Here is an 18,330-nt window from a genome sequence, read left to right on the forward strand (position 1 = left end):
GTCTATAGAAATTCCCGGCTGGGAGGAATGTTGGCGCAGTGCACCCCAGGGTTCACGAAGCAGAAAACTATGCACGGCCGTTTAGGCGCGAGTGAATATTATGCGCATAAATTCGGGGGTGCCGGGAAGGGGATCGGGGCACCTAAAGGGGGTAAAAATCTTCAGCAAGCATTCAGTAGCTGACGGAGCGCATCCTTCTCCGCTGCCGTGACCCAAACTTCATAGGCGGCTTTTACCTCGACGATGCGGCGTGCATACTCGCAACGAAATCCCTTGTTGGGAGGCAGCCACGTGGCGGCATCACCAGCGCCTTTCTGCTGGTTGAGAGGGCCATCGACGGCAAGGAGGTTGCGGGGATCATTAGCAAAGTCGCGGCGCTTTTCTGGTGACCATTGCTGGGCGCCTTTCTGCCAGGCGTCGGCAAGCGGCACAACGTGATCAATCTGTACCGCACGTGATGTCTGCGCCCCGCGCTGGAACTCAATGTCCTGGCCCGAATAGGGATCGTGCAAGGTGCCGGCGAGCGCCACGCAGTCGTGGGTACCTTCCTTGAGAACGAGGCTCTCCGGATCCAGGTCCCTGCGGAGGATGTCATTGCGGGTATCGCAGCCGTTGTGGCCGAACTCCACCGTGACGTCATCGGACCAAGCCTGGCCGAATTCCTCACGCTCATAGCCGGTCATGGGAGCGCGGCCTTTGACCTCCAGGGAATCTAGGGTGGCGAGCGCTTCGGCGATGTCCGGCGCAATGCTTGGCGCGGGTGTGGCCTCTTCGGCTTGTTCTTCTGCTGGGCTTTCCTGCGTGGGTGCCGCTGTCTCAGTGGCCTTGGGCCGCTCGGGCGTAGGTTCGGTTGGGGCGGGGAGGATAAGGCCGATGGCCACTAGTACTGCTACCGCGGCGTTGAGCAGCGCGGCGATGAAGAACGGGGTACGAGTGGCCATGACGTATTGATCCTAGTGGGTAGAATCGGCACACGGTATGAGTATCGATATGTTCTTTGACGAGTACCTCGCTGAACGCGGTTTGAAGCGCTCGGCCGAGGTTGTCCCGGACCACGCCTGCCAGGTCTTTTCTGATGCGTCTGAGTCGAAGACCCAGTCTTCCCTCGATGAGGCCGCGCAGCTCGTCGCTCGCACTTTGGGGGAGTAGCGTAGGTGTCTGATTTCCACGTCTCTGTGCCTTTGTCCGCGCGTTTGGGCTCCGAGCCTTTCGCGCTCTCTTTCTCTGGACAGGGTTATGCCTGGCTGCCGACGTTGCGCGACGCCCTCGTCACCGGCGTCCAACCCAAGATTGCGGAGTACCTCGCCGCGGCTGAGGAAATCCTTGCCCCGCTGGAAGAGGAGCTTCTGTCTGCCGCTCCGCACGGGTTTGCGCCTTTGACCTGGGCAGATTCGGAACCGGCGTGGGTGCACGCGCTTGCCGACGCCTCGCTTTCCACCCCCGGCATCCTCACCGCGCAGCTAGCGGTCCTCGAATCACTGCGTGCGCAGGGAATAGAACTCGAGGATGCCGTCACCAGCATTGGCCATTCCCAGGGCGTGCTTGCCGCGGCGGTCGTTGAGGGACGCATGAGCCCAGCCGAGGCTCTGGCGCTGGCACGCCTCATCGGCGCGGCTCTGGAGACAACCGCACGCAGTGCTGGGCTGGTCCGCACCCCGCAGGGCGCGCCCATGGCGGCGGTGACCGGCGCGACGAAGCAGCAACTACTCGACGCCGGAGCACACATTGGGCTCGACAATGGGCGGGGGCGCTTCGTCATCGTCGGAACCCCGGCTGAACTTTCCCGGGTGAAGGCCGCGCTGCAAGAGAGCTCGGACCTCAAGGAAGATCGGGAAGGGGAGCCAGCCGCCGTCGTTGTCACCGACCTTGAGGTTTCAGCCGCGTTCCACCATCCCACCATGAAGCACGCGGTGGAACAGGTGGAAAGCTGGGCCGGGCGAATCGGCTTGGACCCAGAAATCACCGCGCAGCTCGCGCGGGCAGTATTGACCGATTACGTGGATTGGCCCGAGCGCGTTGACACAGCGCTTCAGGCCGGGGCGCGTTGGATTCTGGAAATCGGGCCCACCCGTGGGGTGGAGCCGCTGACTCGGGATATCGTCGCCGGGCGCGGTGTGGGCACGCTGGCCGTCGCTGCACCGGAAGGGTTGGCCCAGCTCGTGGAGCCGGGCCGCGCGCCCGCCCTGCCCTGCGCGTGGTCCGAGTGGGCACCGCGCGTGGCGGACGGGCGTCTGGTGACTGCCTTTACGCAGACCACCGGATACTCACCGGTCATGCTCCCCGGGATGACCCCCACCACGGTGGACCCGGGCATTGTTGCCGCAGCGGCCAACGCCGGGCACTGGGCGGAGCTGGCCGGCGGGGGTCAGCACACCGATGACATCCTGCAGGAGAACCTGCATACCCTGCGCCGGCTGCTAAAGCCAGGGGTGAACGCCCAGTTCAATGCGCTGTACCTTGCGGCTTCCCAGTGGCGCCGCCAGATTGAGGGGCCAAACTCGATTCTGCGAGCGCGTGCCGCAGGAATGCCCATCAATGGCGTGGTGACTTCCGCCGGCATTCCTCCTGTGGAGGAGGCGGTAGAGCTGGTGGAGAAGCTCCACGGGGCAAACATCCCCTGGGTCGCTTTCAAGCCGGGAACTTCGGCGCAGGTGGAGGAGGTACTCCGTATCGCCGATGCTCTCCCCGAGACCACCGTCATCATGCAGCTGGAAGGTAGCGCGGCCGGTGGCCACCATTCTCTAGAAGGCCTCGATGAGGTCCTTGTTGCTACCTACGCGCGGATCCGTGAGCGCGACAATGTCCTCCTCGCCGTTGGCGGGGGAATCGGCACCCCGGCGCGTGGCGCGGAGTACCTGCTGGGCACGTGGGCGCAACGCTTCGGCCTGCCCGCAGCCCCAGTCGATGCCATCATGGTGGGCACCGCCGCCATGGCGGCGAAGGAATCCACCGCATCCGAGTCAGTAAAGCAGGCGCTCGTTGCCGCGCACAGCGGGGACGTTGTGTCGGGCCGCTCGGACCTGGGCGCGGACATCCATGAACTGGACAACTCTTTCGCCCGCGCCGGGCGCCTTCTGGATGAAGTGGCCGGTGACGCCGCGGCCGTGGAGGCGCGCCGTGCGGAAATCATTGAAGCCATCGGGCGCACGTGCAAGCCTTATTTCGGCGACCTCGATGCGATGTCCTATTCCGAGTGGCTGCAGCGCTACCTTGAGCTGTCCTACCTGGACGGCTGGGTCGATGAATCCTGGTTGAGTCGGTTTACCCGCATGGTGGCTCGCGCCGAAGCCCGCCTTTACCCGACCGATCACGGCGAGATCGAGCTGCGCGTTGAGGTTGACCGCGAGAACCCGGCTGAGGCAATTAATCAGCTAACCGGACTCTACGGTGAGGCCGCGCTGCACCCGACCGACGCCGCGTGGTTCATTCAGCTCGTGGATGGTCCCGGCAAACCCGCAAACTTTGTGCCGGTCATCGATGCTGACGTACGCCGCCGCTGGCGCCGCGACACCTTGTGGCAGGCACACGATGAGCACTACGAGGCCGATGAGGTCTGCATCATCCCTGGCACGGCGGCCGTTGAGGGAATCGAGCAGGCCAACGAGCCGGTGGCGCAGGTGCTTGCCCGATTTGAGCAGGCGGCGCTTGCGCTTCTCGACGGGACTGACGATGACACTGGCGAGCCCGCTTTCAGCACTGAAGAGCTCATCCGCCGCGCCCCGGGGCTGAATTGGGCCGGGCGCGAACAGCCCAACCCGCTGAGCTTTGGCCTTGAGGGCGCCGAGCTGGAAGCCGCGGGCGAGGAAGCCATGTGGTTGGCCGTTCCTTTCCACTCCGATGCGTCGATGCGTGTTCGCATCACTCCGCCGAGCATTCCTGGTGCCTCACCACTCGTTAAGGTCGAGGATGCCGAGACCGCCATGCGGGAGCTGCTGCGCCAGGCCCTCGGCGGTGACCTACCAAACGCAGGCTCTGGGACTGCGGTGACGGTCAGCGCTCTCCTCAGCGCCATCGACATCGCCCACTACAGCACGGTGACGAGCGGGGAGATGAGCGCTACTGTCTCGCCCGATGTCCTCGTCGGCCCCGCCTGGCCGGCCACCTTCGCCGTGCTGGCCAGCGCCCATGCGGCGTCCGGGGAGCCGGTAGTGGAGGGCTTTCTCGACCTGGTCCACCTCGAGCACGCGCTGAGCCTCAAGCCAGAGACCTGGGAGCTGCTTCGCGCCAGCGCTGCGCCGGGCGCTGCGCCTTTGGACCTGCGCTACACCGCTGAGTTGGAGGAGGTACGCGATACGCCGTCGGGGCGCGTAGTCGACGTTTCTGTCGGCGTGACTGCAGCCGTGCGCGGAGAAGAACATGAATTCGCGCAGTTGCACGAGCGCTTCCTCATCACCGGGCGCTGCGGTGACGCCGCGCTCGAGACCGTGGACGCCGCAACTTATGGTGCACAAGAAAGCGGGGCAGAGACAGTAGAGTCATCGGTCCGTGAGACACCGCGCTCCTTCCGCCACCGCACTAGCGCTGTGGCACCGGAATCCTTGCGCCCTTTCGCCGTGGTCACGGGGGATAGGAACCCCATCCACCTGTCATCGAACGCGGCGGCATTGGCGGGACATCGTGAAGGCCCCATCGTCCACGGCATGTGGACCTCAGCGCTCGCGCAGGCGGCCGCGGCCTTCGACGGTGCCCGCGTCCTCGAGTGGTCCGCTACCTGGCTTGCCCCCGTGCTGCCGGGCAGTGAGGTGGAGTTCGAGGTGGAACGGGTGGGCGTCGACAAGCGGCGCGGCTACGGCGAGATCCGCAGCGTGACCGCCACCAGCCAGGGCGTGCCGGTGCTGCAGGCGCGAGCGACGATGAGCAGCCCCACCACCTTCTATGCCTTCCCCGGCCAGGGCATCCAATCCCCGGGGATGGGGATGAAGGACTATGCGGAGTCCGCAGCGGCGCGCGCCGTGTGGGAGCGGGCGGACGAGCACACGCGGCAGAGCTTGCGCTTTTCCATCCTGGAGATCGTCCGCCACAACCCTGACACAGTGGTGGTGGCTGGTGAGACCTTCACCCACCCGGACGGCGTGCTGTATCTGACGCAGTTCACGCAGGTGGCCATGGCGACGCTCGGATGCGCACAGATTGCAGCGCTCCGGGAAGACGGGGTGCTCGATTCCGATGCCTTCTTCGCTGGCCACTCGGTGGGCGAGTACAACGCCCTGGCCGCCTATGCCGAGGTCCTGTCCTTGGAGGCGGTGCTGGACATCGTTTATGTTCGCGGCCTGACCATGCACCGTTTGGTCGAGCGCGATTCCGCTGGCCAGTCCCTCTATGGTTTGGCGGCGCTGCGCCCGAACAAGATGGGGATGAGCGCGAGCGAGGCCTTTGCCCATGTTGCCCGTGTCGCTGCGGAGACAGGCGAGTTCCTTGAGGTGGTCAACCACAATATCGCCGGGCGCCAATACGCGGTCGCCGGGACGAAGACAGGCCTGGATGTGTTGGCTCATGACGCCGAGCGCCGCGCCCCTGGGCAGCGCGCCGTCATCCCCATTCCGGGAATCGACGTGCCCTTCCACTCCTCCCGCTTAGTGGGCGGCGTAGCAGATTTCCGCGCGCACCTCGATGCGCTCATCCCTGAAGAGATTAACCTCGACGCGCTGGTGGGGCGCTATATTCCTAACCTCGTGGCGCGGCCCTTCGCGCTGAGCCGCGAGTTCGTGGAGTCCATCGCAGAAGTGGTGGACTCGGAGCCTATTGCGGAGATCCTGGCGGACTTCGATGGTGCCATGGCGAGCCCGGCGCGTCTTGGTCGAACCCTGCTCATCGAGCTTTTGGCCTGGCAGTTTGCCTCCCCGGTGCGCTGGATTGAGACCCAGGACCTGCTCCTTGGTCAGCTCGGCGTGGAGCGTTTCATCGAGGTTGGCGTTGGCACCGCGCCCACGCTGACCAACATGCTGGGCCAAACCTTGCGGCTGCCCCAGTACGCGGGCAGCGCAGGCATCGAGGTGCTCAACTACGAGCGCGACCGTGGGCGGGTCTTTGCCGAAGACGCCGAGCCGGCGCCCGGGCCAGCAGCGCAGGTGGCTGGGCAGCCGGATACCACGGAAGCGGAACCGGCAGAATCTGAGTCGAGGCAGCCAACCGAGAGCACACACCAGGAAGATTCCGTGCACGCCCCGCGCGAGGAGACCTCAGCCGCCATCGAGGACCTCCCTCTGAGCGTGCACCAGGCCCTCGAGATGCTTATTGCGTTGTGGACGAAGGTCCGCCCCGATCAGATGGCCGCGACTGATTCCATCGAAACCCTCGTGGAAGGCGTGTCCTCGCGCCGCAACCAGTTGCTCGTTGACCTCGGCGTGGAGTTCGGTATCAGCGCCATCGAGAATGCTGCGGATACCCCCATCCCACAGCTGGCGGAGAGCGTGGCGCAGCGCGCGCCGGGCTACACAACGTTTGGGGAGGTCCTCAGAGAGCAGGTCGCGCAGGCTCTCAACCGGCTTACCGGGCCCGCGGGCAAGAAGCCGAGCTACGTGGCCGAGCGCGTGAGCAGTACCTGGGGATTGGGGCCGGGCTGGGTCGATCGCGCGACTGTGCAGATGGTCCTGGGCACGCGCGCGGGCTCGTCGCTGCGCGGCGGGGATTTGGCTAGCTTGCCCATGACCGGCGCGGCATCGGTGGCTGAGCTCGATGAATTGATCGATGCCGCCGTGCGCGCGGCCGGCGAGTGCGAAGGACTCTCGCTGCAGAAGGCCGTTGCAGCAACGCCACACGAGACCGTGGACCCAGAAGCGGTGCGCGCCTATACCGAGCGCCTCGAGGCGGCACTGGAGGACTCCGCCCGCGCGGCACTCGCCGCCCTCGGCCGTGAGGAGGCCCCGACTGAGCAGGGGGACAGCGCAGCGCACACGGAGCTGGAGCAACTCGTTGCCGCGGAGCTGGGCCCGGACTGGCAGCAGCGCGTCGCCCCCGTTTTTGATGCGCGGAAGGCAGTGCTTCTCGACGACCGCTGGGCCAGCGCCCGCGAGGACATCGCCCGCGCGGCCGCCGCCGGTGAAGCCGAGCCTGAGCTGGACGTGCTGGGAGCCGGCGAGGAGGTTGCGCTCCTGGCCGAGCACTTCGGCTACGAAGACCTGGCCCGCGATGCCCGCACCCCGGCGGATGGATTGCTCTTCGCTGACCAGGTGGCCGTGGTGACGGGTGGCTCGCCGGGCTCGATTGCCGCCGAGCTCATCGGCGAGCTGCTCGCGGAGGGCGCAACCGTGATTGCGACGACCTCCCAGCTAAGCCACGAGCGCCTGGAGTTCTATAAGCAGCTCTATCGCAGCCATGCCGTCGGCGCGGCAGCGCTGTGGGTCGTGCCTGCGAACCTTAATTCCTTCGCGGACGTGGATGCGCTCGCGGAATGGATTGCGGCGGAGCGCACCGCCACCGTCGGCGGAAAGTCTGTGCAGCTCAAGCCTGCTTACGTGCCGGATCTGCTCTTCCCCTTCGCCGCGCCGCGTGTGGCAGGCACTCTTGCGGATGCCGGGGCAGGGGCGGAGTCCCAGATGCGCCTGCTGCTGTGGTCGGTGGAGAAGCTCATTGCGTCGCTCTCCGCCGTGGGCGCGGACACCCACGTGGGCCACCGGCTGCACGTGGTGCTTCCGGGCTCGCCCAACCGCGGGCGCTTCGGCGGCGACGGCGCCTACGGCGAGGCCAAGGCGGCCCTTGACGCCCTGGTTAACCGCTGGTCTTCCGAGCAATCCAGTTGGGGTGCGCGGACCTCTTTGGTGCATGCCCAGATCGGGTGGGTGCGCGGCACCGGCCTGATGAGTGGCAACGATCCGCTGGTTACTCAGGTGGAGGACCGCGGCGTGCGAACATTCTCGGCGAAGGAGATGGCGGTGCAGCTTCTCGACGCCACTGCCTCCCCCCACATCCGCGCCGAAGCAGCACAGGCGCCGCTGAGCGTGGACCTCACGGGCGGGCTGGCCGAGGCTGAGCTGGACCTTGCCGCACTTGCCAGTGGGGCGCAGCCCGAGACTGCCGACGCATCGAGCGCAGCCGGTAGTTTGCGCGAAGGGAAAGCACCGCGAACGGTAAAGGCTCTGCCGAACGTGCTGAGGCCTATGGAGTACACCAGCCCAGACTTCAACGGGGTGACGCAGTCCCTCGAGGACATGGTGGTCATCGTCGGGGCCGGCGAGCTGGGCCCACTGGGCTCTGCGCGCACACGCTATGAGTCGGAGGTCGGCGGCGACCTGTCCGCCGCCGGAGTACTGGAGCTGGCGTGGAGCCGTGGACTCATCAGGTGGGATGAGCGCACGGCCGGATGGCTGACGGCCGAAGGCGAAGAGTTAGCGGAGGAAGACGTCTACGCGCGCTTCCACGACGAGGTGCTCGCCGGAATTGGTGTGCGCCGCTTCCACGATGACTTCGGCCCGCATCTGCCCATGGTGGATAACCTCGCGCCCGAGCTGACCACCATCTACTTGGAGAAGCCGCTGAGCTTCACCGTGCAGGACGTAGAGACGGCGCGCAGCTTCGTTGATAGCTGCGAAGGCGCTACGCTGCGCCGTGTTACTGATCCGAACGGTGAGGTCGAATGGCAGGTCACCCGGCCCGCCGGCTCCGCAGTGCGGGTACCGCGGCGCATGGCCATGACTCGCTTTGTGGGCGGCCAGATACCGCAGGGCTTCGACCCGCAGGTCTACGGTATTCCGGCGGACATGGTGGATAACCTCGATCGCCTCGCCCTGTGGAACCTGGTGTGCACCGTGGATGCCTTCCTCTCCGCAGGCTTTAGCCCGGCCGAGCTTTTAGCCCATGTCCACCCGGCGCGCGTGAGCTCCACCCAGGGAACCGGTATGGCAGGCCAGGAGGCGCTGCGCTCGCTGTACGTCGATAAGCTCTTGGCTCAGCCGCGGCCCAATGACATCCTCCAGGAAGCGCTGCCCAACGTTATTGCCGCGCACGTGATGCAGTCCTATGTCGGCGGCTATGGCCAGATGGTGCACCCCGTGGCCGCGTGTGCCACGGCAGCGGTGTCGGTGGAGGAGGGCGTCGACAAGCTGCGCCTGCACAAGGCGGACTTCGTCGTGGCCGGCGGCATCGACGCCCTGTCGATTGAAGGAATCACCGGGTTCGGTGACATGGCGGCCACGGCCGATAGCGCGGAGATGGCGGCGAAGGGGATTGAGCATCGCTTCTTTTCCCGCGCTAACGACCGCCGCCGCGGCGGCTTCGTGGAGTCCGAAGGCGGCGGAACCATCCTGCTCGCCCGTGGATCCTTCGCGGCCGAGATGGGGTTGCCGGTGCTTGGCGTGGTGGGCTTTGCCGAGTCCTTTGCCGATGGCGCGCACACCTCCATCCCCGCGCCGGGCATGGGCGCGCTCTCGGCGGCGCGGGGTGGGCAGGACTCCCGCCTGGCCCGCTCGCTGAAGGCCCTCGGCGTGGGCGCGGACGATATTGCGGTGGTGTCGAAGCACGATACGTCCACCAACGCCAACGACCCCAACGAATCTGACCTGCACGAGCGCATCGCCGCCGCACTCGGCCGCAGCCCCGGCAACCCGCTGTATGTGGTTTCGCAGAAGAGCCTTACCGGACACGCCAAGGGCGGTGCCGCAGCCTTCCAACTCGTCGGCCTGACTCAGGTGCTGCGTAGCGGGGTTCTCCCGCCGAACCGTTCGCTCGACTGCGTCGACCCCGTGCTGCGCCGCAACCCGCACCTGGTGTGGCTGCGCCAACCGTTGGACCTGCGCCGCACCCCGCCGAAGGCCGGCTTGGTGACCTCCCTGGGCTTCGGGCATGTCTCCGCCCTCATCGCGCTTGTACACCCCGGTGCGTTTTATGCCGCGCTGGTTCGTGAGCGGGGTGAGGCCGAGGCCGAAGCATGGCGCTCAGCCGCCGCCGAGCGGGAGTGGCGCGGCTTGCGGCGCCTGGAAAAGGCCATGCGCGGCGGGCCCGCCTTGTACGAGCGGCCGGTGAACCGCAACCTGGGGGCGGGCACAGCCGCCGAGGTAGCTGAACGCGAGGCCGCGGTGCTGCTGAGCGAGTCCGCGCGCTTGCGCGGAGGCACCCTGGATCCGGAGGGAGGAAGCACAGCTCAACGGGGGTAGCAAACCGTGGAGTATCCCCAGCTTGTACCCCCTGGAACGATAAAGAAGCAGGTCAGACGGGTTGGAGAAGTCCCTCTACCTGGGGCACCATGCAAGGGTGAAAAATGCTAAGAAACCACTGCTAGGTCTCATCTCGGTCGCTGCCGCCGCCGTGCTTACTGCATGCTCGGCCACCGGTGGCGCGCCCCGCCCCGACGCTGACGGCGAGCTAGCCGGTGGCGTCGACACCGAGCGCCTTGTCGTCGCCATGATCTCCCACGGCGCGCCGGGGGATACCTACTGGGACCTCGTGCGTAAGGGCGCGGAGGATGCCGCCCGCAAGGACAATATCGAGCTGCGCTACTCCTCCGACCCGGAAGCACCCAACCAGGCAAACCTGGTGCAGTCCGCCATCGACTCCGGCGTGGATGGCATCGCCGTGACCATGCCCAACTCTGGTGCGATTGGGCCTGTGGCTAAGAAAGCCTCCGATGCCGGCATCCCCACCGTGGGGCTTAACGCCGGCATGGATGATTACCAGAAGTATGGAATGAGCGCCTTCTTCGGCCAAGAGGAAAAGGTGGCCGGCACTAAGGCCGGCGAGCGCCTCAAGGATGAGGGCGCCAAGCACGTCTTGTGCGTTATCCACGAGCAAGGCAACTCTTCGCAGGAGTCGCGCTGCGCCGGCGTGAAGAAGGGGCTGGACAACGGCAAGGTTGAGCTCCTGTACGTCAACGGCAAGGATCTGACCGCCGCGCAGTCCACCATTAACGCGAAGCTGAGCCAGGATCCTTCCATCGACTGGGTCATGGCGCTGCAGGCCTCCGTGGCTATGCGCTCCGCCGACGCGGTTGCCGATGCCTCCTCCAAGGCCAAGGTCTCCACTTTCGACACCAACGCCGAGCTTGTCGGAGCCATCGCGGATCAGCGTATCCAGTGGGCCGTCGACCAGCAGCCCTATATGCAGGGCTACCTCGCCGTCGATTCGCTGTGGTTGGCGCACCGCAACGGATCCACCATGGGCGGCGGCCGCCCGGTTTATACCGGCCCCTCCTTCGTGGATTCCACCAACGTGGACATCATCTCCGAATCCGCTAAGGAAGGTCTGCGATGAGCGAAGCCACGACTGCATCCGACGAGGTGCAATCACACCCCGCCGATACCCGCCTGACCCGCCGTAGCGGCTTCGCGCGCCTCATCCGCCGCCCGGAGCTGGCCAGCTTGCTCGGCGCGGTGGTTATCTTCGTCCTCTTCATGATCGTGGCGCCCGCCTTCCGCTCGGTGGAGGCCTTCTCCACGGTGCTCTACGCCAGCTCTACGCTGGGCATCGTGGCCTTGGCGGTGGGCCTGCTCATGATTGGTAATGAGTTTGATTTGTCCTCCGGTGTGGCGGTGACGTCCGCGGCGCTTGTGGCCACCATGCTCAACTACAACTTCCACCTCAACTCGTGGGTGGGCGTGGGCCTATCCTTGTTGACCGCCCTGGCCATCGGCGCGCTCAACGGCTTCCTTGTGGTGCGCACAAAGATCGACTCCTTCCTTATTACGCTGGCGGCTTTCCTCATGCTGCAGGGCCTTAACCTGGCGATTACCAAGCTGGTGACCGGCCAGGTGGCCACCCCGACCATCGCTGACATGGAAGGATTCAGCTCGGCCCGCGTCATTTTTGCCGGCACCATCCACATCGGTGGCTTGAGCATCCGCGCCACCGTCATCTGGTGGATCCTCTTCGTCGCCATTGCCTCGTGGGTGCTGTACAAGACGCGCTGGGGAAACTGGATCTTCGCCGTGGGCGGCGATGATGAAGCCGCCCGCGCCGTCGGCGTTCCCGTGCGCCGCGTCAAGGTGGCGCTGTTCATGCTCGTCGGCTTCGCGGCGTGGTTCGTGGGCATGCACACCCTCTTTGCCTTCGACTCCATCCAGGCCGGCCAGGGCATCGGTAACGAGTTCCTCTACATCATCGCCGCGGTCATTGGCGGCTGCTCCATGACCGGCGGGCGCGGCACCGCGGTGGGCACAGCCATCGGCGCGCTCATCTTCGGCATGACCAACCAGGGCATCGTGTACGCCGGCTGGAACCCCGACTGGTTCAAGTTCTTCCTCGGTGCAATGCTGCTCTTCGCTGTGCTCACGAACACCTCGGTGGCCAACTTTACGAGGAAGCGATAACCATGATTGAGCTGCACGATATTTCCCAAACCTTCGGCAACTTCCACGCCCTGCGCGGCATCAACCTTTCTGTGAAAGAGGGCGCGGTGACCTGCGTGCTGGGTGATAACGGCGCGGGCAAGTCCACGCTGATCAAGATTCTGGCCGGACTTAACCAGCCCACCGGTGGCACCATCACCGTCGATGGGGAAGAGGTGAACTTCACCAGCCCCCGCGATTCCCTCGACGCCGGTATCGCCACCGTGTACCAGGATTTGGCGCTGGTTCCCTCGCTGTCGGTGTGGCGCAACTTCTTCCTGGGCCAGGAACTTACCGGGGCGCTGGGGAGCTTGCGTGAGGAAGAGATGAAGCGCATTACGCACGAGCAGCTGTCCGAAATGGGCATTGAGCTTGGCGACGTCTCCGTGGAACTCTCCGCGCTCTCCGGCGGCCAGCGCCAGGTGGTGGCGATTGCCCGCGCCATCTACTTCGGCGCGCGCTACATCATCCTGGACGAGCCCACCGCAGCACTCGGAGTGAAGCAGTCGGGCATGGTGCTGCGCTTTATCGACGCCGCCCGCGAACGCGGCATGGGCGTGGTCTTCATTACGCACAACCCGCAGCACGCCTACCTCGTGGGCGATCACTTCATCGTGCTCACAGTGGGGCAGATGTCGCTGGACGCCTCCAAGGAGGAGGTCACGTTGCCGGAGCTGACCCAGTGGATGGCGGGTGGCGACGAGCTGGAGGAGCTCAAGCAGGAGCTGGCACGCTAAGCTTGCCCGCATGACAAAAAGTGGCGTGAGCGTGGGCACCGACCTGGTGCACATCCCCTCCTTTGCCCAGCAGCTGGAGCTTCCCGGCACGCGCTTCGCGCAGGTTTTCAGCGCCTCCGAATTGCGTGTGGCGCAGGCCCGGGGGCTGAGCGGTGCTGCCCGCGCGCAGCACCTGGCGGGGCGCTGGGCGGCGAAGGAGGCTTTCATCAAGGTGTGGTCGCAAGCGCTTTACGGGCACCCGCCGGTCATCGCAGAGGAAGCCGTGGACTGGGCGGAGATTGAGGTCCGCCCGGATGCGTGGGGGCGAGTAGCACTCGAGTTGCGCGGTGAGATTGCCCGCCTCGCGCGGGAGTCCTTGGGGGATTTCTCCACGGCGCTGTCCATCAGCCACGATGGTGATTACGCCACCGCCATTGTGTACCTTTCGCGCTAAACGCGCCTGGGCGCCCCTGGCTTCGCTGGGTGCGGCTAGGCGCTCGTGGCGATGGCGAAGAGGTAGGCGATGAGCATGCGCTTAATCTCTTCCACCACGCCATCAAAGCTTTCCTCGGAGCGCATGGTGCTGTAGTTGAGCAGGGAAACCACGGTGTGGACGAGGAAGGCGGCGATCTCCACACGGGCATCGGCGTCCATTCCCTGGGCAAGAGGCTCGATGATTTCCGCGATGGGTTTGAGCAGGCTGAGCTCCGTGTCGGCGGCCGTGGCACGGGTTGCGGGTGTGGACTGCACGGCATGCCACACCGCTCGGCGCGAGGGGTCGTTGCGCCAGACACGAGCCATACGGTCGATGAATTCTTCGAGGAAGTCCGGCCATTGCAGGGCCGGAACGCGCTGGGAAAAGCGCTCAACCTCAGCCAACATCTCCGCGGTGTCTTGGCGGTCAAGCTCGCAGATCAGCACGTACTTGTTGGCGAAGTACTGGTAGAGCGTGCCAATCGGCACTTCCGCGCGGCGCGAGACTTCGTCGAAAGTAAAGGACTCGAAGCCATAGTCCACGAGCGTCTCCCGCGCGCAGGACAAGATCCGGTCATACTTGGCCCGGCTGCGCGCCTGCGCTGGGCGACGCCTCGGGACCAGAATCTCCGGTGACTTCGAGCTGGATTCCACGGTTTAGTTGAGCCCCTTAAGCACGCGGGCGACGTGGCCGGTGGCCTTGACGTTGTACATGGCTTGGCCGATAGTGCCGTCTTCCTCAATGAGGAACGTGGAGCGGATAACGCCTTGGACGATCTTGCCGTAGTTCTTCTTCTCGCCGAAAGCGGCATAAGCCGTCATGACTTCCTTGTCGGGGTCAGACAGCAACGGGAAGTTGAGCTCATGGTCCTCGCGGAACTTTGCCAGTGCCTCGGGCTTGTCAGGGGAGATTCCCACCACGGCGATGTTCATGTCATTGAGCTGCTCCAGGCTGTCGCGGAAGTCGCAGGCTTCCTTCGTGCAGCCAGGGGTGTTGGCGCGCGGGTAGAAGTAAACCACGACGCGCTGGCCAGCATAGTCACTCAGACTTACGGTGTTGCCGGCATCATCGCTCAAGGAAAAAGCGGGAGCCTTGTCTCCTACGGACAGTCGTTGTGCTTCAGTCATGCTGTCTACCTTACCGTGCCCCTACGGGGAGGCTATCTGGCGTATCTACGCCACCGAGGGTGAAACAAACGTTGGCCAACTCTGCAGGGGAGCTGGCGGTCAATGTAGAATGTCGACGTTAGAACCACAACGGTTAGAAAGACACTAACCGCAGCAACACCGAACGAAGCCAAATTCAGGAGATTCACGTGGCACGCAACATTGATGATATCCAGCGCGACATCGAGCGCACCCGCCGTCAGCTGGCTAGCACCTTGGATGAGCTGGCTGATCGCAGCAAGCCGCAGAACTTCGTCGAGGACGCTAAGGGCGCGGCAACCCAGAAGCTGCAGGAGCGCAATGTGCAGATGGCGCTCGCCGGCGTTGGTGCAGCCGTCGTAGGCCTTATCGCTTTCTCCGTTTTCCGCTCCAAGCGCCGCAAGTCCGATATCAAGGAACTGCAGCGCCTGCTCGCTGAGCGTCGCTAGAGCCGGTTAGCGCCGTTGGGCGCGACTGCATACCTAGAGGCCCTGCCTTGGGAAATACCCCGGGGTGGGGCATTTTTGTGCTCCGTATGCGTTACTGGAAGCATTGCCTACCCTATGCAGGCTTTGGGTAGCCTTACCTGTCTGTGTAGTATGAACCTCCGAACAGACCATAAGACCAAAGTTTGAAGGAGAAATCGTGCTTCACGTATCGACGCCTGCAGGCCAGGCATCCCGTCCGCGCGCCGGGCGAGTAGTAGGGGCGTGCGCCATGGTGGCGGCGCTGGCCAGCGCGCTGGCGGGCTGTGCCTCCGACAATGCCGATGCCGGCAGCGAGCAGGCCACGGGAGCGCAGGGGACTGCCGCTGTGAGTTTCACAGACCTTGCCGGCCGCCAGGTGGAGCTGGACCACGCGCCGGAACGCGTCATCCTGGGAGAAGGCCGCAGCGTCTTTGCCACCGGCATCCTCAACAAGGAAGACCCGCTGGACAAGGTCGTGGCCATCGGATCGGACCTGAAGCAGAATGTGCCCGACTACTACCGCGAGTTGGAAAAGACCACGCCCAAAGTCAACGAGCTGCCGGAAATCGGCGGCTTCACCAAGGGCGATGTCACTGTGGAGGAGCTCATCAGCCTCGACCCGGACCTCATCGTGCTCTCCAAGGATCAGTACGAGGCCTCCCAGACCGCTGGGCTCACCGACAAGCTGGATCAGGCCGGCCTGACCTATGCCGTCACGGACTTCCGCGCCAAGCCCTTGGAGAACACCATTCCCACCATGGAAATCTTCGCCGATATCTTCGGCCACGAGGACCGCGCGGAGGAGTTCATCGCGGACTGGCAAAAGAACGTGGATCTGGTAACCGAGCGCGCCACGAAAGCGCAGGACAAGCCCTCCACCTTCGTGTGGCGCGCAGCGGGTGTCTCCGATTGCTGCGGCTCGTGGAATGACTCCAACATTTCTGAGCTGGTCAACGTCGCCGGTGGAAAGAACGTGGCAGACGGCATCATCGAGGGTGAGTCCGGCGCGCTGACCCCGGAGAAGGTCATCGACGCCAATCCCGACATGATCATCGCCACCGGCGGCGACTGGTCCGCCAAGGTCGATAACGCAAAGGGCCACACCGGCTTCGCTGCCGCCGGCTATGGCATCAGCGAAAAGGACGCCCATGACAGCGCCGCTTCGCTGGCCGGCGTTCAACCTGGTTTTGAGGACCTCTCCGCCGTCAAGGAGCACAACCTCCACGGCCTGTGGCACCAGTTCTACAACTCGCCCTTCAACTACCTGGCGCTCCTTCAGATCGCCGTGTGGCTCCACCCAGAGGACTACGCAGACGTCGACGTTCAGCAAGAATGGGCCGAAGCCCAAGAGAAATACTCGCCCGTCCCCGGCGACGGAACCTTCTTCAGTACCAACTAGTCATGAGCATTCTCACCTCAACCGCGCGCTCGGCAAGCCCTGAACGGACCACGCGCGCAGAAACCGCGGTGCTTCCCGTGGAGGCTCTCGCACGCGAGCACTCCCGCGTGACCCGCCGCCGTATCGCCATCGTCGCCGGGCTTATCGTTGTAGCACTCGCCGCATTCGTCCTTAGCGTGATCGTTGGCGCCATCGACCTCACCCCCGGCCAGGTGCTGCGGGGGATGGTGGATCCGGGAGGCGTCGACAAGCAAACGCGTACAGTCCTGTGGAGCCTGCGCCTGCCTATGGCCGTCATGGCGCTGCTTATCGGCGCCAGCCTGTCACTGGCTGGCGCGCAGATGCAGACCATCCTGGATAATCCGCTGGCGGAGCCCTTTACCCTCGGCATCTCCGCGGCGGCTGCCTTCGGCGGAGCCAGCGCCATCGTGTTGCGTTGGCAGCTTCTGGCCCAGCCGCAGTTCAACCTCGCGCTCATCGCGTGGCTGTCGGCGGCGCTGGCCACGGCCATCATCGTCGTTGCCGCCGTTATTCGCGGTGCGAAGTCCGAGACGATGGTGCTGCTCGGCATCGGCCTCGTCTTCTTTTTCCAGGCCATGCTGGCGCTCATTCAATACCGTTCCTCCAGCGAGGCTCTCCAGCAGATCGTCTTTTGGTCCATGGGTTCGCTCACCCGCGCTAGCTGGCAGGCCAACGCCGTGCTGGCCGGCGTGCTTGCGGTGGCGTTGCCCATCCTGGGAGCGCTGTCGTGGCGGCTAACGGCGCTGCGGCTTGGTGACGCCCGCGCCACCGCCCTCGGTATCAACACCTCCCGCCTACGCGTGATTGTTCTCGTCGTGGTCTCGCTCGTCGCGGCCACCACCGTGGCTTTCGCCGGCATCATCGGATTTATCGGCCTAGTGGGCCCGCACATCGCGCGCATGTTGGTGGGTGAGGACCAGCGTTACTTCGTGCCGGCCTCCATGGCCGCGGGCGCGGCGGTGATGTGCGCCGCCCACGCGCTAAGCCTCCTGATTAAGCCCGGGCTGGCTATCCCCATCGGCATCGTCACCTCGCTTCTGGGCGTGCCATTCTTCATTGCCATCGTCATGACCCGGAGGAGGGCATTGTGGACGTAGAACTCACCATCACCGATCTATCTGCCGGCTATGGCTCGCGCACGGTGGTGGACGGGCTGAGCCTTCCCACCCTGCGCGGCGGGCAGGTCGTGGGGCTGCTGGGGCCGAACGCGTCCGGCAAGACCACCACCATCAAGACGCTCGCCGGTGTGCACCGTGCGCGGGGCGGCACGGTGGACTTTCGCGTCGACGGCCAGAGCCCGCGCGGACAGCGGCGCCGCCAGCTTATCGGCTATGTGCCGCAGGGCCTGCCGCACACCGCGGCGCTGCGCGCGTTTGAAGCGGTGCTGATTGCGGCGCGGCGCGAAGCGTGCGAGGACCCAATCACCCGCACCGCCGAGGTCCTGCACTCCATGGGGCTCGACGACATTGCGCAGCGCTACCTCAACGAGCTCTCCGGCGGCCAACGCCAGCTCGTCGCCGTGGCGCAGATGCTGGTGGGGACCCCTGGGCTCATGCTTCTCGACGAACCCACCTCCGCTCTCGACCTCAACCGGCAGCTCTTCGTCTTGGGCCGCGTGCGGGCAAAAGCTCGGGAGGAAGGAAGCCTCGCGTTGGTGGCGATTCATGACATCAACCTGGCGGCCCGGATGTGCGACCAGCTCGTCGTGCTCCATGGCGGCAAGGCCCGCGCCCATGGTGCGCCGGGAGAGGTGCTCATGGAGGAGCTCTTGCGCGAGGTATACGGCGTAGAGACGGATGTGCTGGACCACCGCGGGCAACCCGTCGTGGCGCTGCGGGAGGTTAGCTAGACTC

Annotated in this window: 13 protein-coding genes; 10 read left to right on the forward strand and 3 right to left on the reverse strand. The window is 65.2% G+C overall.

All coding sequences use genetic code 11. The annotated features are described in order from the left end of the window. Positions 1–161 precede the first annotated feature (161 nt). Complete coding sequence (locus HMPREF2537_RS02685; RefSeq protein WP_070525331.1) at positions 162–941, reverse strand: HNH endonuclease family protein; 780 nt, start codon at positions 939–941, stop codon at positions 162–164. A 37-nt stretch (positions 942–978) separates the two neighbouring features. On the opposite strand from HMPREF2537_RS02685, the gene HMPREF2537_RS12750 reads away from it, so the two are divergent. The 6 genes from HMPREF2537_RS12750 to HMPREF2537_RS02710 all read left to right on the forward strand — a co-directional run bounded on the left by HMPREF2537_RS12750 (position 979) and on the right by HMPREF2537_RS02710 (position 13,424). Further along, complete coding sequence (locus HMPREF2537_RS12750; RefSeq protein ID WP_157753289.1) at positions 979–1,149, forward strand: hypothetical protein; 171 nt, start codon at positions 979–981, stop codon at positions 1,147–1,149. A gap of 5 nt (positions 1,150–1,154) precedes the next feature. Beyond that, positions 1,155–10,088 carry a type I polyketide synthase gene (locus HMPREF2537_RS02690; RefSeq protein ID WP_070525333.1) on the forward strand — a complete coding sequence of 2,978 codons (8,934 nt, stop codon included), beginning with the start codon at positions 1,155–1,157 and terminating at the stop codon, positions 10,086–10,088. A gap of 97 nt (positions 10,089–10,185) precedes the next feature. Beyond that, positions 10,186–11,181 (forward strand): substrate-binding domain-containing protein, encoded by a 996-nt coding sequence (locus HMPREF2537_RS02695; RefSeq protein ID WP_070525334.1) that lies wholly within the window; start codon positions 10,186–10,188, stop codon positions 11,179–11,181. Further along, positions 11,178–12,236: an ABC transporter permease gene (locus tag HMPREF2537_RS02700; RefSeq protein ID WP_070525336.1), complete on the forward strand. Its 1,059-nt coding sequence runs from the start codon at positions 11,178–11,180 to the stop codon at positions 12,234–12,236. The genes HMPREF2537_RS02695 and HMPREF2537_RS02700 overlap by 4 nt, the downstream gene beginning before the upstream one ends. A 2-nt stretch (positions 12,237–12,238) precedes the next feature. Next, positions 12,239–12,991, forward strand: a complete 753-nt coding sequence (locus HMPREF2537_RS02705) for an ATP-binding cassette domain-containing protein (protein WP_070525338.1) — start codon at positions 12,239–12,241, stop codon at positions 12,989–12,991. 10 nt (positions 12,992–13,001) lie between these two features. Beyond that, positions 13,002–13,424 carry a holo-ACP synthase AcpS gene (locus HMPREF2537_RS02710; protein WP_070525340.1) on the forward strand — a complete coding sequence of 141 codons (423 nt, stop codon included), beginning with the start codon at positions 13,002–13,004 and terminating at the stop codon, positions 13,422–13,424. 35 nt (positions 13,425–13,459) lie between these two features. Here the strand turns inward: HMPREF2537_RS02710 and HMPREF2537_RS02715 are convergent, their stop codons facing one another. Next, a complete protein-coding gene (locus tag HMPREF2537_RS02715; RefSeq protein ID WP_070522336.1) occupies positions 13,460–14,098 on the reverse strand; it encodes a TetR family transcriptional regulator in 639 nt (212 codons plus the stop codon). Between the two features lie 3 nt (positions 14,099–14,101). Next, positions 14,102–14,572, reverse strand: a complete 471-nt coding sequence (gene bcp / locus HMPREF2537_RS02720; protein ID WP_070525341.1) for a thioredoxin-dependent thiol peroxidase — start codon at positions 14,570–14,572, stop codon at positions 14,102–14,104. Positions 14,573–14,760: 188 nt separating this feature from the next. Between bcp and HMPREF2537_RS02725 the strand changes: the two genes are divergently transcribed. The 4 genes from HMPREF2537_RS02725 to HMPREF2537_RS02740 all read left to right on the forward strand — a co-directional run bounded on the left by HMPREF2537_RS02725 (position 14,761) and on the right by HMPREF2537_RS02740 (position 18,326). Further along, positions 14,761–15,039, forward strand: coding sequence for a DUF3618 domain-containing protein (locus tag HMPREF2537_RS02725; protein ID WP_010191207.1), 279 nt, complete (start codon positions 14,761–14,763; stop codon positions 15,037–15,039). Positions 15,040–15,307: 268 nt separating this feature from the next. Next, a complete protein-coding gene (locus tag HMPREF2537_RS02730; protein ID WP_070525343.1) occupies positions 15,308–16,456 on the forward strand; it encodes an ABC transporter substrate-binding protein in 1,149 nt (382 codons plus the stop codon). Between the two features lie 2 nt (positions 16,457–16,458). Continuing rightward, positions 16,459–17,574 (forward strand): FecCD family ABC transporter permease, encoded by a 1,116-nt coding sequence (locus tag HMPREF2537_RS02735; RefSeq protein ID WP_209167932.1) that lies wholly within the window; start codon positions 16,459–16,461, stop codon positions 17,572–17,574. Beyond that, positions 17,565–18,326, forward strand: a complete 762-nt coding sequence (locus tag HMPREF2537_RS02740; protein ID WP_070525345.1) for an ABC transporter ATP-binding protein — start codon at positions 17,565–17,567, stop codon at positions 18,324–18,326. The genes HMPREF2537_RS02735 and HMPREF2537_RS02740 overlap by 10 nt, the downstream gene beginning before the upstream one ends. Positions 18,327–18,330 lie beyond the last annotated feature (4 nt).

The sequence above is a fragment of the Corynebacterium sp. HMSC074E01 genome (assembly GCF_001808885.1).
In the GTDB taxonomy this organism is placed as follows: domain Bacteria; phylum Actinomycetota; class Actinomycetes; order Mycobacteriales; family Mycobacteriaceae; genus Corynebacterium.